Raw genomic sequence first — 14,419 nt, 5'->3', positions numbered from 1 at the left:
TTATGAGCCGCGCTGTACGTTTTTAAAACGTTCAAAGAAAGGCTCTGTTGCGCGCAGAACGCGGCGACGGGTCACGATACCGACCAGACGACCATGGTCCAGCACAGGATAAAGACGATAGGTCTTGTCGCGGAATACTGTTGCTGTATCAATCAGGGTGGCTTCCACATCAATGGTATCCATATTTGTGGTCATATACTGTTCAACAGTCCCTGGAGGACGTTCGTTATAGGAAGCATCCAGCACGACACGCATGCAGTCTGTTTCAGACAGGATACCGACAAGTTTTTCTTTTTTATCAACCACAACGGCGGCCGGGATTTCTTTATGCGCCAGAACCTGTACAGCGTGATACATATCATCATCGGGGCTGAGTTTAACAAAGTCCCGGACCATAAAGTCTTTAACGCAAACTGTGTGTAACATTTAAATCTCCCTTGAAACGGATATTTTTGATGCCTCTTTGAGACAAGGTTATTAACAGGGGAATGGTTTCAGGTCCCCTTCCCTATGAGAGCCTTAGCGGCTTTAGCCCGAGACGCCTATGACATTGAAAAGTCATCCAAAGTGACAGGCTGCTCAATGTCACGGCCATGGACCATGCCGCACCATTAAAACCATAAGCGGGTACCAGCAAAATGAACAGCAAAATTTCAATAGAAAGTGCAATACTGATCGAAGTAATAACGATTTGGCGGTTTCCGGAGTATTGCAGGAAGGGAACGGAAAATCCGGCAATGAAATTAAGGTAGTATGCTCCCATCAGTATGAGCAGACTCGAATAACCTTTTTCATATTCCGGGCCGAAAGCCTTCAATAAAGCATCCCCCTGAAAGATAAAGACCAAAAGCGGTAGTAATCCGCCCCAAAGGACGATATGCATGCTGGTGCCATAAAGCCTTTGCAGTTCATTCTGATCGTTGCGTTTCAGTGCCGGGCTGATGAAAGGAATGGTGATCAGATTGACCGCCAGATAAATGATCAGCAGGAAGCGTGCGTGTTTGACCAGTACGGCATAAATCGCCACATCTTCTTCGCCCGCCATCATTTCGCAGATATAAAGCCCCATTTGCTCCATCGCGAGGAATAGCACGGACGTCATCATCATGGAAAAGGAAGCCGTGCTCCATTCCTTATATTCAATGGTGGTACCAATGGCTTTGACGGTCTGCATAACCTTTCTGACCAGCACGCTCGATTGGAGGATCAAAACCAGCATAAAACTCAGTCCAAAGACCCCAACAAGATCCCAGTCACTGATATAGCCGTCTTTTGACAGGACATAGCCTGCAGACATGATCAGTACAGGAACGCCGATACTTGTGGGGGCAGAGGCAATCACGATATAGCGAAAACCACGCAGGGCCTTTGCCGTTAGCAAGGCCATGGAAACGACAGGCAAGGCGGCAAAGGCAAAGACGGCCGGGTGACCCGCCCAGTCTTTCATGCCAAATTGGGAAATCAGAAGTGTCAGGACTGATATCAAAAGGCTGGCAATCAGAACGGCGGCGAAACAGAAAACCAGAATGCCCTTGGCCCGTTTCCAGTCTTTTTCGCTGATATATTGCGGCAGAAACTGCATCAGGGCCTGATCCGTGCCCAAAAGCGCGACCATCCCGCCAAAGACGGCCATGGAGACCGCAACCGAGTAATCTCCTAAATCAGCGGGGGCCAGCCATTGTGCCAGTGTCAGGTTGAGAAGGTAATCAAGCCCGTACCCTGTACAGGCGATCAGGATGGAAATCCAGCTGCCCGATAGAATGGCCGAATCAAAACGTTCAAACAAACGCGCAAGCGCGGTCTGAAAGGCATTTTGTTTTGGTGAAGGCGCATTCAATTTAAGGCGTGTCCCGGAATCGTCATGGTCCTGAAAGCAATATAGCCACGGCACTGGGTACCGTGGCTATATTGTTTATAGAGTGCTTCTTAACCGAAGTCATCAAGGAGAATGTTTTCTCTCTCAACACCCAGATCAAGCAACATCTGAATAACAGATGAGTTCATGATGGGTGGACCACAGAGGTAGTATTCACAATCTTCTGGGGCCGGGTGCTCTTTTAAGTACTCTTCCAGCAGAACGTTGTGAATGAAGCCAGTGTAGCCATCCCAATCGTCCTCAGGCTGAGGGTCGGAAAGCGCACAATGCCACTCGAAGTTTTCGTTTTCAGCAGCCAGGCCGTCGAAATCTTCAACGAAGAACATTTCTTTCACAGAACGGGCACCGTACCAGAAGGAAATCTTACGTTTGGATTTCAGGCGTTTCAGCTGATCGAAGATGTGTGAACGCATCGGTGCCATACCCGCACCACCGCCAACGAAGACCATTTCGTTATCAGTATCACGGGCAAAGAATTCACCGTATGGACCGGAAATGGTTACTTTGTCACCTGGTTTCAGGTTCCAGATGTAAGTCGACATGATCCCGGGAGGAATGCCTTCAGAACCTGGTGGAGGTGTGGCGATACGAACGTTGAGCATGATCTGCCCTTTTTCGTCCGGATAGTTCGCCATGGAGTAAGCACGCAGGCAATCTTCTTCCTGCTTGTGGCTGATGTCCCAGAATTTGAAGTGATCCCAATCAGCGCGATATTCTTCAGCGACGTCAAAGTCTTTGAAAGAGATATCATAAGGTGGGCATTCGATCTGAATGTAACCACCGGCGCGGAATGGTACTTCTTCGCCATCTGGCAGTTTGAAGACAGGGCATTTGATGAAGGTTGCAACGTTGTCGTTGGAGACAACTTCACATTCCCACTTCTTCACACCGAAGACTTCTTCCGGCACGTCGATTTTCATGTCCTGCTTAACAGCAACCTGACAGGAAAGACGGCAGCCTTCACGGGCTTCACGCTTGTTGATGTGTGATTCTTCAGTCGGCAGGAGTGTTCCCCCACCCTCGTGTACGTTAACGGTACACTGACCACATGAACCACCGCCACCACAAGCTGACGGAATGAACAGGCCGTTATCGGCCAGTGTTGTCAGAAGTTTCCCGCCTGGGGCAACTTCAATTGTTTTTTCGTCGTTGATCAGGATCGACACGTTCCCTTGTGGGACGAGCATCTTTCTGAAGAACAGAATGATGACGACCAACGCCAGAACGATGGCTGTGAAAACAACGACACCTGCTGTAAATTCTTGCATGGTTTAATTATCTCCTGAGCCTTACAGCTTCACGCCTGAGAATGCCATGAAACCCATGGACATCAGGCCAGCTGTAATAAAGGTGATCCCCAGGCCTTGCAGACCTGCTGGAACGTCGCTGTATTTCAGTTTTTCACGAACACCGGCCATTGCAGTAATTGCAAGTGCCCAACCGATACCGGAACCGATACCGTATGTGACGGATTCACCGAAACCATAGTCACGTTCTACCATGAACAGAGACCCACCCAGGATCGCACAGTTCACCGTAATCAGTGGCAGGAAGACACCCAATGCGTGGTAAAGTGCCGGGAAGAATTTATCCAGAACCATTTCCAGAATCTGTACGATAGCGGCGATAACACCGATGTAACAGATCAGACCAAGGAAGCGCAGATCCAGGTCAGGCATACCCAACCAGGCCAGTGCCCCTTCGTTCAGGAAGAATGTCAGGATCAGGTTGTTTGCCGGAACCGTGATGGCCTGAACCACCACAACCGCAATACCCAGACCCAATGCTGTTTCAATCTTCTTGGAAACCGCAAGGAATGTACACATCCCCAGGAAGAAGGAAAGCGCTAGGTTTTCGATAAAGATCGATTTAACAAACAGGCTTAAGTAAACTTCCATTTTAGTACCTCACCGGGAATGAAATCTTGAAATCACGTGCTTCAACCTGTTCCGGCTTCCAGGAGCGAACCGCCCAGATCAGAAGACCGATGATGAAGAACGCGCTTGGTGGCAACAGAAGCAGACCGTTTGGCACATACCAGCCGCCGTCATTGACAGTCGGCAGGATCGTGATCCCGGCAAGCTTACCAGCACCAAAGAGTTCACGGATAATAGCAACAGCGATCAATACGATGCTGTAACCCAGACCGTTACCCAGGCCATCCATGAAGGAAGCGCCCGGTGGGTTTGACATTGCATAAGCTTCTGCGCGACCCATCACGATACAGTTTGTGATGATCAGACCAACGAATACAGACAGTGTCTTAGAGATGTCGTATGCGTAGGCTTTCAGAAGCTGGTCTACAACGATAACCAAGGAAGCAATGATAACCATCTGAGCGATGATACGGATGCTGCTTGGAATTTGGTTACGGATACAACTGATCAGGAAGTTGGATGAAGCTACAACAGATGTCAAAGCCACACACATGATCAGGGAAACCGTCAAAGACGATGTAACAGCAAGTGCGGAACAAATCCCCAACACCTGCAACATGATCGGGTTATTGTCGATCAATGGATCCTTAAGGACATTTTTCGCCATTGTTCCCCCCTATTGTTTAACGTTGCGCAAGAAAGGGCCGAAGCCTTTCTCGCCAACCCAGAACTGGACAAGGTTGTGAACACCAACGCTGGTCAAAGTCGCACCAGCAAGGGCGTCAACCTGGTGGTCCCCCGAAGCAACACCCTTAACGACGGAAATTTTCACATCGCCTGCCTGGTCATAGAGCTTTTTGTCAGCCCAGAGACCACGCCATTTCGGGTTATCAACTTCGCCACCCAGACCAGGTGTTTCAGCATGTTCGTAGAACTGCAGGCCGGAAACGGTGTTCAGGTCAGGCTTCAGGGCAACAAAGCCATAAAGCGTGGACCACAGACCGTAGCCGTGAACTGGCAGGATCATCTTTTTAAGTTCGTCGCCTTCCTTAACAAGATAAACGCTGGCCAGGTTTGCCTGACGTTTGATGCTGGCAATATCATCAGCTTTGCTAAGCGTCTTGCTTTGTGCAGGGTCTTTAGCGGCTTTGCGCTGATCATAAGATGCAGCATCAGTTGCATCGCTATATTGACCTGTTGCCAGATCAACAAGGCGGGGTTCAATACGGCTTTGGAAAGTCGCATCGATATCCGCACCGTCTTCATAAAGCCCGGCAACCTGAAGAATGATCTTCTTTTTTGCCAGAGTTTTATTCAGTTCCTGTGTTGGTTTCAGTATCACGGCCGCTGCAGATACAGCGATGGATGCGATCAAGCTCAACGCCACCGCAACGATGATTGTGCGGACCGGCGTTTCAGCAGGAGCTGCTGCTTGTTGTTCATTATCAGACATTACGACGCAACCTCCGTTTGATATTCGCTTTAACAACAAAGTGGTCGATCAGAGGGGCAAAAATGTTACCGAACAGAATTGCCAACATCATACCTTCCGGGAAGGCCGGGTTAACAACACGGATCAGAACAACCATCACACCGATCAGCGCACCATAGACCCAGCGGCCTTTGTTCGTCATGGCACCAGAAACAGGTTCTGTAACCATGAAGATCAGACCAAAGGCATAGCCGCCGATGACAAGGTGCCAGTACCAGGGCATGGCAAACATCGGATTGGTGTCACTACCAATGATATTGAACAGATAACTGGTGACAATCATGCCTGCTAGGCAACCGATAATCAGGCGGTAGTTGGCGATCTTGGTAAAGATCAGGAATGCCCCGCCGATGAGACAAGCCAGTGTGGATGTTTCACCAAGGGACCCCGGGATAAAGCCCAGGAATGCGTCCATCCATGTGAAGCCTGCGTCTGGCAGTGCTGCAAAACCTTTTTCGTTGGCAACGCTCAGTGCTGTCGCACCGGAATAGCCATCAACAGGTACCCAAACTGCGTCACCGGACTGGCTTGCAGGATACGCAAAGTAAAGGAATGCACGACCAACCAAAGCGGGGTTCAGGAAGTTTTTACCTGTACCACCGAAGACTTCTTTACCGATCACAACACCGAAGGAAATACCAAGGGCAACCTGCCACAGTGGTGTGGTTGGTGGCAAAATCAGGGTGTAGAGCATGGAAGTAACAAGGAAACCTTCGTTTACTTCGTGCTTTCGAACGATTGCGAACAGAACTTCCCAAAGACCACCGACAACAAGTGTCACGACATAGATTGGAAGGAAATACAACAACCCGTGGAAGAGGTTGGCAAAGAAGTTGTTTGGATCAACACCAATGCCCAGCAGATTGATCACCCAACCTGCGAAATTATCTTGTGGAACGCCACCAAACTGCTGCAGCGCCGTGTTGGCTTGCAGACCGGTGTTGTACCAGGCAAACAAAATACAAGGGATTGCCGCCACAACCACGTAACTCATCATACGTTTGAGGTCCAGGTGGTCGCGTGCGTGCGGTGCTTTGTATGTTACATCTTTCGGGGAATAGAGGAAGGTATCAACCATCTCGTAGAGGGCATAATACTTTTCATACTTCCCGCCGACATCAAAATGATGATGCATACTGTCGAAGAAATTACGGAGCCCCAAGATCAGCCCTCCTTCTCGATCTTAGTGAGGTTCTCGCGCAGGGATTCACCATAGTTATATTTACTATGGCAAACAAAGCTGCACAGCGAGAGGTCTTCCTCAGCTAATTCTAATGCGCCAAGCGCCTGCGCGGTGTCGGTATCAAGAACCAACAGGGCACGCAGCAATTGCGTTGGCAAAATATCTAATGGCACAACTTCTTCATAAGTCCCGACAGGAACCATGGCACGGTAGCTACCGTTGCGGTTTGTGGTCAGGTTGAAGAGACGGCTCGGTGTAAAGGCAGAGAGATTGACGCGAGCATTTGAATATTTATCAAATTTCGGGATCAACCAGCCCAAGAAGTCGCGTTCACGACCTTCATGAAGGATAGTTACCTGCTGGTGATAACGTCCCAGGAATGAGAAGGAGTCTTCTGCTGTGTCACCAGATAGCAGAGAGCCGGAAATGATACGGCAATCATCATAATTGCATTCATTTTCGGTCAGTTCCTGCAGGTTGGCACCAATACGTGTGCGCACCAGACGAGGCTGTTTTGCACCAGGACCAGCCAATGAAATGACACGGTCAGGTGAACGTTCCCCTGTTGTGAACAGTTTGGCGATCCCAATGACATCCTGATAATTAATTGTCCAGACTGTTTTTTCTGCGCTCACAGGATCCAGATAATGGATATGTGTGCCAGCAAGACCTGCCGGGTGTGGACCTTCGAAATCTTCAAAGCGAACATTTTCGATGTCAGAACCCGGGATATCGCCCCCTGGGTACTTACAGACAAATGTCGGGCCATCAGTCAGTTTCGAAATCAGCTTCAGACCATTATAGAAGTCCTCTTTAGAGTCTTCGATAATCACCTTGGCGTCAGCTGCCAACGGGTTACTGTCCATTGCTGTTACGAAAATTGAATGTGGCTTATCCTGAGAATGCGGCACCTTTGAATAAGGGCGCGTCAGGAAACAAGTCCAACCACCAGAAGAGGTCAATTGCTCGCGAATTTTTTCAACGGGCAAGTCAGCCAGTTCTTCTGGTTTATACTTATCGAATTGAACAGCCTGCTCATTTTCATCAAGCTCAATAACCACGGATTCCAGAACACGTCTGTGACCACGGTTAATCGCTACTACTTTACCGCCACCGGGAGAAGCGTATGTAATGTCCGGACATTGCTTGTCTACGAACAACGCTTGACCACGTTTTACCTGATCGCCCACAGCTACCTTCATGGAAGGCTTAATCCAGCTGAAGTTTGGGCCTAACAAGGCAACAGTTTTGACGGGGTTGCCATCGTAAATTTTTTGCTCTGGCGCACCTATAATCGGGACATCCAAGCCCTTTTTAATCTTCATCCCCTATCACTATCCCTCTACTAGCTTCGCAAAATTGCGAAGGGACAAACTCAAACACTTATCGGAAAAGATATTCTTTCTAGTGCAAAATCGTACACGACCTAACACAGAACCAACCTGTGTGCAATTGCCATATTTACTTTTTTTGGTAAGACCTTTTCAAAGCTTTCAGCGGTTTATAGCGATTTTTACGAAAGATTATAAAGTCTTATCTAATGTACAATTTTCAAATGTTTTTATTGTTGTAATTGAGAGACAGGATGATTGCTGCTGATTGAAAATCCAATTAGCATCTTGCGGTGTGATTGTTTATGCTGTGCTGCACAAAAAAACGGCTTTAAAAGCCGTTTCTCTGTCTTGATTCGATTGTTGGGTTGAAAGCTTATTCAACGCCCATGCGCTTGCGAAGATTGCGCTGATAACAGCTGTTTGGATCGTGCGGTCGTTTACAAACCACACAATGATCTGCATCGCTGATCGCATTCAAGCCGCCGCAGCTTCCCTGAATAGGTTTACGTTTAAACATAACGCCAACAGCCATTGCCGCGATCACCAGTACAACAACGCCAAATGTAAATAAGAAGATCTGCACGTTATGGCATCCTTTCAGAGTTTGGTTTCAGGGCTCATTTGCGCAGCTACTTAGCATGACTTTTGAAATTTGCAAAATGAGAAGTCTGTTTTTCGACAAATCCGTCTTCTTCACGAATAAGGAAATAGGCTGCAATCCCCAGATTTTCTGCCAGAGATACCCCTTCTTTTTCCCCCATAACCAAAAGCGCGGTTGCCCAGCCGTCGGCGATCATCGCACTTTCACTTAACACACTGACGGAGGCCAGCTTGTGGGTGACGGGATATCCGGTTCGTGGATCAATAATATGACTGAAGCGTTTTCCTTCTTTTTCAAAATAATTGCGATAGTCGCCGGACGTTGCCATGCCTGCATTTTCAACAGTAATAATTTTGTGAATCGCCCGTCCGTTTATGTCCGGTTTTTCAATGGCTACGCGCCAGGGTTTCCCCGTTGCGTTGGTTCCCCTTACACGAAGATCACCGCCGATTTCCACCATATAGTTTTCAATCTTCTGGCTTTCAAGGTAGTTGGACAATTGATCAATCCCAAAACCTTTAGCGATTGCCGATAGATTGATGGTGAGATCCCCTGCCCCTTTGCGAAAAGCCGGGGGTGCAGCGTGAAGATTGATCTTTTTATAGCCAATTTTATTGAGCGCAGCCTGAATCTGTTCCGGCTCAGGTGGCTCTCTGTTGGTGTCTTTGTTGGAAAAACCCCACAATTTAATAAGTGGTTCCAGCGTGACATCAAAATACCCATTGCTTTGCTGACTGATTGTCTGGGCAGCTTCAGTTACAAAATATAAATCTTTGGAAACTGATTGCCAGTCTGTTGAGCTTGAGCGGTTGAACTTCATAATCTCTGAGTTCTTCACCCACAGAGACATTTTATCATTCACGTCTTTAAGAATGGCGTTGATTTGTGATTTCACCTGCTCGTCCGTCAGGCTGTCAGTCAGGTTGATGACTTTAATATTGAAAGTCGTGCCCATGGTCGAACCGGTAAAAGTGGTTTCGGTTCTGGGGCCAGGACCATTGTCACATGCACTGAGCATGAGGACAAACATACTGATTACCATAAATCGCATGAAATGAACTCTCATTGAGGTGAAGGTTTTCGCATATATATGGGATTTGCTGGTATGGGTAAAGCATGTTGGCTGTTACCCGGAAAACAAAAAAGCCACCCAACGGCGGCCCTTTGAAGAGATGGTGGGCGACGAGAGATTCGAACTCCCGACCCCCTCGGTGTAAACGAGGTGCTCTAACCAGCTGAGCTAGTCGCCCTACTCTATTGCTTCTTGAACCATCCTAGGGAGATGGTGGGCGACGAGAGATTCGAACTCCCGACCCCCTCGGTGTAAACGAGGTGCTCTAACCAGCTGAGCTAGTCGCCCTCAAGAAGTGAGCGTGTTTATAATCGAATTTCAGAGCTATGCAACAGTTATTTTAAGAAAAAATGACGTTTTTTTCACAGCCCCAGAAAAAGTAAAACCGGTTACCATAAGGCAACCGGTTCCACAGGATTCTTAGAACTAAAAAGGCTTAGTTCACAGCGTCCTTCAAGCCTTTACCAGCTTTAAATTTCGGCTGTTTAGAAGCCGGAATTTGAATTTTTTCGCCGGTACGAGGGTTGCGGCCTTCAGAAGCTGCACGTTGTGCAACAGAGAAAGTACCGAAACCGACGAGGCGAACCTCGTCACCAGATTTAAGTGCGTCAGTGATTGCGCCGAAAACGCCGTCAACTGCTTTAGAAGCGTCAGCCTTGGAAAGACCAGTGCCAGAAGCAACTGCAGCCACAAGATCGTTCTTGTTCACCTGGGCCCCCTATAAAAGTTGGTTATTATTTAAAAAGCGAAGACGATTGGCTGTTTCCAACCAATTGTCGAAGATGGCAAAGTTTACTTACGCAGCATCATCACGTCAATTGAAGATGCGCAGAAATTCTAAGTTTTTTGCACTTTTTTCCAACATTTTCTTTCGCATGTTGCCGTCTGGTCACAAAAAGGGACGAAAATAACGTTCTGAGTGAATTTTAAGTAAAAACAAAAAAACGCTACTCCGTTAGAAGTAGCGTTTTTATGAAAGAATCTAGTGATTTAGCTTAATGGGTGACGACCCCATTCGAATCTTCTTCTTTGGATTTAGCAGCCAGGGCTGCCTGTTCTTCTTTTTCTTCATCCCATTCGATTGGAACGAGTGGTGCTGCAAGTGCTTTTTCAAGAACTTCATCCACCCATTGAACCGGAATGATTTCCAGACCGCGTTTGACATTTTCCGGAATCTCTTTGAGATCCTTTTCATTGTCTTTCGGGATCAGAACAAGTTTGATACCTGCACGGTGTGCAGCCAGCAATTTTTCTTTCAAACCGCCGATCGGCAGAACGCGGCCGCGCAAAGTGATTTCACCTGTCATCGCTACATCTTTGCGAACCGGAATTCCGGTCAAAGCTGAAACGATAGATGTTGCCATGCCAACACCTGCACTTGGGCCGTCTTTTGGTGTTGCGCCTTCCGGAACGTGAACGTGCAAGTCCTTTTTCTGGAAGGTTGGTGGCTCAATCCCGAACGTGGTGGCGCGTGACTGAATATACGTCTTGGCCGCCTGAATGGATTCTTGCATCACATCACCCAGTTTACCTGTGTATTTGATGCCGCCTTTGCCAGAAAGTGCGATGGCTTCGATGGAAAGAATTTCACCGCCGACTTCAGTCCAGGCCAAGCCGGTTGTGATGCCGACCAGATCATCTTCTTCCACTTCACCGTAGCGGAATTTCTTCACACCAGCATATTTTTCAAGATTACGCGTGGTGACAGACACTTTATCAGTGTGTTTCAGCAGAATGTCACGTGTGGCCTTGCGACACAGCATGGCAATTTCGCGTTCCAGATTCCGCACACCGGCTTCGCGGGTGTAATAACGGATCAGGTCGCGAATAGCTGTTTCGGAAATCGACCACTCCCCTTCTTTCAAACCAGCAGCTTTTTGCTGTTTTTCAATCAGGTGGCGCTTGGCGATTTCGACTTTTTCATCTTCCGTGTAACCGGAAAGGCGCAGAATTTCCATACGGTCAAGCAGCGGCTGTGGCATGTTGAGTGAGTTTGCCGTTGTTACAAACATCACGTCAGACAGGTCATAGTCCACTTCCATATAGTGATCCTGGAACTTGTCATTTTGTTCAGGATCAAGAACTTCCAACAGAGCAGACGCAGGATCACCACGGAAATCATTGCCCATCTTTTCGATCTCATCGAGAAGGAAAAGCGGGTTGGACGCTTTGGCCTTTTTCATGCCCTGGATAATTTTACCCGGCATGGAGCCAATATATGTACGGCGGTGACCGCGAATTTCAGACTCGTCACGCACCCCGCCAAGGGCCATACGGACATATTTACGACCAGTGGCACGTGCAATAGATTTACCCAAAGACGTTTTACCAACACCGGGAGGGCCAACCAGACACAGGATCGGGCCTTTCATTTTCTTGGTGCGTTGCTGAACTGCCAAATATTCAAGGATACGTTCTTTGACTTTTTCCAGACCATAGTGATCTTCGTTCAGAATATCTTCTGCGCGTTGCAGGTCTTTCTTAACCTTGGAACGTTTTTTCCAGGGAATAGACAGCATCCAGTCAAGATAGTTGCGCACAACGGTGGCTTCAGCTGACATGGGGCTCATGGATTTGAGCTTTTTCAACTCACCTGTTGCTTTTTCGCGTGCTTCTTTGGAAAGCTTTGTTTTCTTGATCTTTTCTTCGATTTCTGTGTTTTCATCTTTACCGTCTTCACCCTCGCCCAGTTCATTCTGAATGGCTTTGAGCTGTTCGTTCAGATAATACTCACGCTGAGACTTTTCCATCTGGCGCTTAACGCGGTTACGGATTTTCTTTTCAACCTGCAGGACACCGATTTCAGTTTCCATGAAGGAGAAGACACGTTCCAGACGATCCGTGATCGCGGGCATTTCCAGCAGTTCTTGCTTCTCAGAAATTTTCAGCGCCAGGTGCGAGGCAACCGTATCAGCCAGCTTGCCGGAATCTTCGATCTGATTGATGGAAACCATCACTTCCGGCGGAACCTTTTTGTTCAGGTTCACATACTGTTCAAATTGTGTAACGACCGAGCGGCCAAGCGCTTCGATCTCATCAGCGATCCCATCGTCTTCCGGAATTTCCGTGACACGGGCCTGGAAGAAATCGTCGGTTTGTGTGTATTCATCAATACGGGCCCGACGACCACCTTCGACCAGAACTTTCACGGTTCCGTCCGGCAGTTTCAACAATTGAAGGACCGTGGAAACGGTACCGACTTCATAAATGTCTTCGGATTTGGGATCGTCATCGGTTGCATTTTTCTGCGCAACCAAAAGAATTTGTTTATCTTCTTTCATGACATCTTCAAGCGCACGAACTGATTTTTCACGCCCGACAAAAAGCGGCACGATCATGTGCGGGAATACAACGATATCACGAAGTGGCAGGACGGGATAAAGACCGTCAGAACTATTTTCGAACATAAGACCCTTTTATTAAACTGTCTGTTCTATTGTGTGACCCCGCTCAATCGGCAGTCACTTGCTAGGCTTATCTTAGACTATAAAGAATTTAGCTCCCAAGAAGAAAACTTCAAGGGAGCTAAAAAAAAGTATTTTTTATGTGAAAAAACGCCTTTTACGCGCTTTCATCGGCCTCTTCGGCCTTATCAGCATAAATCAACAGCGGTTTCGCATCTGCATTGACGGCTTCGGTGTTGACCACAACCTCTTCCACATTGTCCTGGCTTGGCAGGTCAAACATGGTATCCAGCAGAATCCCTTCCATAATGGAACGAAGACCACGGGCGCCTGTTTTACGCTCAATTGCCTTGTCGGCGATAGATTCAAGGGCACCTTCTGTAAAGGTCAGGTCTGCATCTTCCATTTCGAATAGACGCTGATATTGTTTAACCAACGCGTTTTTCGGTTCTGTCAGGATGCGAACCAAAGCTTCGTTATCCAGTTCTTCCAGCGTGGCCAGAACAGGCAGACGACCGACAAATTCCGGGATCAGGCCGAATTTCAGCAGGTCTTCAGGTTCCATCCCATGCAGGATATCCCCGACACCGCGATCGTCTTCGCTACGTACATCCGCACCAAAGCCGATGGATGTATCACGACCACGCTGGGAAATGATCTTGTCGATACCCGCAAAGGCACCGCCGCAGATAAACAGGATGTTGGTCGTATCCACCTGCAGGAATTCCTGCTGAGGATGCTTGCGACCACCTTGTGGTGGAACAGAAGCCACTGTACCTTCCATAATTTTCAAAAGGGCCTGTTGAACCCCCTCGCCCGAGACGTCACGGGTAATGGATGGATTGTCGCTTTTGCGTGAAATCTTGTCTACTTCGTCGATGTAAACAATACCGCGCTGTGCACGTTCGACGTTGTAGTCAGCAGCTTGCAACAGTTTCAGGATGATGTTTTCTACATCTTCGCCCACGTAACCGGCTTCGGTCAGGGTTGTTGCATCAGCCATGGTAAATGGTACATCCAAAATGCGTGCGAGTGTCTGTGCCAGCAGCGTTTTACCGCAACCGGTTGGACCAACAAGCAGGATATTGGATTTTGCCAGTTCAACTTCACCTGTCTGACCCAGGTGGTTCAAACGTTTGTAATGGTTGTGAACGGCAACGGACAACACGCGCTTGGCAAAGGCTTGTCCGATTACGTAATCATTGAGGACATCAAAAATCTCCTGCGGCGCAGGTACACCTTCTTCGGATTTCGTCAGGCCGGACTTGCTTTCTTCACGGATAATATCCATGCACAATTCGACACATTCATCGCAAATGAAGACGGTTGGCCCGGCGATCAGCTTGCGTACTTCATGCTGGCTTTTGCCGCAGAAGGAGCAATAAAGGGTATTTTTTGAGTCGTCACCGGAAGACTTAGTCATGGTTTCTCCGTATTTTTTTTAGGCTCGGTTATTCACCGATATTTTTTCCTCTACCCATAGATTAGCCCGACTTGTGGCACTTCGACAATGCCTAAAATAAAGTTTTGGACGACTTTGTTACGTCTGGGGGGAGGTTTTGGATCATAAGACAGCAGCA

General features: G+C 48.0%; 13 protein-coding genes and 2 tRNA genes. All 15 read right to left on the bottom strand.

Features of this window, described 5'->3' with window-relative positions:
• Window positions 1-426, bottom strand: coding sequence for a CBS domain-containing protein (locus RYZ26_RS04445; RefSeq protein WP_317681951.1), 426 nt, complete (start codon window positions 424-426; stop codon window positions 1-3).
• An 82-nt stretch (window positions 427-508) separates the two neighbouring features.
• Window positions 509-1,837, bottom strand: coding sequence for an MATE family efflux transporter (locus RYZ26_RS04440; protein WP_317681950.1), 1,329 nt, complete (start codon window positions 1,835-1,837; stop codon window positions 509-511).
• 89 nt (window positions 1,838-1,926) lie between these two features.
• Entirely contained in the window at window positions 1,927-3,144 is a 1,218-nt protein-coding gene (nqrF, locus tag RYZ26_RS04435) for an NADH:ubiquinone reductase (Na(+)-transporting) subunit F (protein ID WP_317681949.1), read from the bottom strand.
• Between the two features lie 21 nt (window positions 3,145-3,165).
• Window positions 3,166-3,774 carry an NADH:ubiquinone reductase (Na(+)-transporting) subunit E gene (gene nqrE / locus RYZ26_RS04430; RefSeq protein ID WP_317681948.1) on the bottom strand — a complete coding sequence of 203 codons (609 nt, stop codon included), beginning with the start codon at window positions 3,772-3,774 and terminating at the stop codon, window positions 3,166-3,168.
• A gap of 1 nt (window position 3,775) precedes the next feature.
• Entirely contained in the window at window positions 3,776-4,420 is a 645-nt protein-coding gene (locus RYZ26_RS04425) for an NADH:ubiquinone reductase (Na(+)-transporting) subunit D (protein WP_317681947.1), read from the bottom strand.
• Window positions 4,421-4,429: 9 nt separating this feature from the next.
• On the bottom strand, window positions 4,430-5,206 hold the full coding sequence (locus tag RYZ26_RS04420; RefSeq protein ID WP_317681946.1) for a Na(+)-translocating NADH-quinone reductase subunit C: 777 nt from the start codon (window positions 5,204-5,206) through the stop codon (window positions 4,430-4,432).
• On the bottom strand, window positions 5,199-6,407 hold the full coding sequence (locus RYZ26_RS04415; RefSeq protein WP_317681945.1) for an NADH:ubiquinone reductase (Na(+)-transporting) subunit B: 1,209 nt from the start codon (window positions 6,405-6,407) through the stop codon (window positions 5,199-5,201). Before RYZ26_RS04415 ends, RYZ26_RS04420 begins: the two co-directional genes overlap by 8 nt.
• 2 nt (window positions 6,408-6,409) lie before the next feature.
• Complete coding sequence (locus RYZ26_RS04410) at window positions 6,410-7,753, bottom strand: Na(+)-translocating NADH-quinone reductase subunit A (RefSeq protein WP_317681944.1); 1,344 nt, start codon at window positions 7,751-7,753, stop codon at window positions 6,410-6,412.
• Window positions 7,754-8,135: 382 nt separating this feature from the next.
• On the bottom strand, window positions 8,136-8,345 hold the full coding sequence (nqrM, locus tag RYZ26_RS04405; protein WP_317681943.1) for a (Na+)-NQR maturation NqrM: 210 nt from the start codon (window positions 8,343-8,345) through the stop codon (window positions 8,136-8,138).
• Between the two features lie 46 nt (window positions 8,346-8,391).
• Window positions 8,392-9,414 carry an FAD:protein FMN transferase gene (locus RYZ26_RS04400; RefSeq protein WP_317681942.1) on the bottom strand — a complete coding sequence of 341 codons (1,023 nt, stop codon included), beginning with the start codon at window positions 9,412-9,414 and terminating at the stop codon, window positions 8,392-8,394.
• Window positions 9,415-9,536: 122 nt separating this feature from the next.
• Window positions 9,537-9,613: transfer RNA gene (locus RYZ26_RS04395), tRNA-Val, on the bottom strand.
• A gap of 33 nt (window positions 9,614-9,646) precedes the next feature.
• Window positions 9,647-9,723, bottom strand: a tRNA-Val gene (locus tag RYZ26_RS04390).
• 148 nt (window positions 9,724-9,871) lie between these two features.
• Window positions 9,872-10,144: an HU family DNA-binding protein gene (locus RYZ26_RS04385; protein WP_069185710.1), complete on the bottom strand. Its 273-nt coding sequence runs from the start codon at window positions 10,142-10,144 to the stop codon at window positions 9,872-9,874.
• A 286-nt stretch (window positions 10,145-10,430) separates the two neighbouring features.
• Window positions 10,431-12,842 carry an endopeptidase La gene (gene lon / locus RYZ26_RS04380; RefSeq protein WP_317681941.1) on the bottom strand — a complete coding sequence of 804 codons (2,412 nt, stop codon included), beginning with the start codon at window positions 12,840-12,842 and terminating at the stop codon, window positions 10,431-10,433.
• 154 nt (window positions 12,843-12,996) lie between these two features.
• Window positions 12,997-14,262, bottom strand: a complete 1,266-nt coding sequence (gene clpX / locus RYZ26_RS04375) for an ATP-dependent Clp protease ATP-binding subunit ClpX (protein ID WP_317681940.1) — start codon at window positions 14,260-14,262, stop codon at window positions 12,997-12,999.
• Between the last annotated feature and the right edge of the window lie 157 nt (window positions 14,263-14,419).

The sequence above is a fragment of the Terasakiella sediminum genome (assembly GCF_033100395.1).
GTDB lineage: Bacteria > Pseudomonadota > Alphaproteobacteria > Rhodospirillales > Terasakiellaceae > Terasakiella.
The sequence above is the reverse complement of the archived record's forward strand: the minus strand, read 5'-3'. Positions and strand labels throughout refer to the sequence as shown.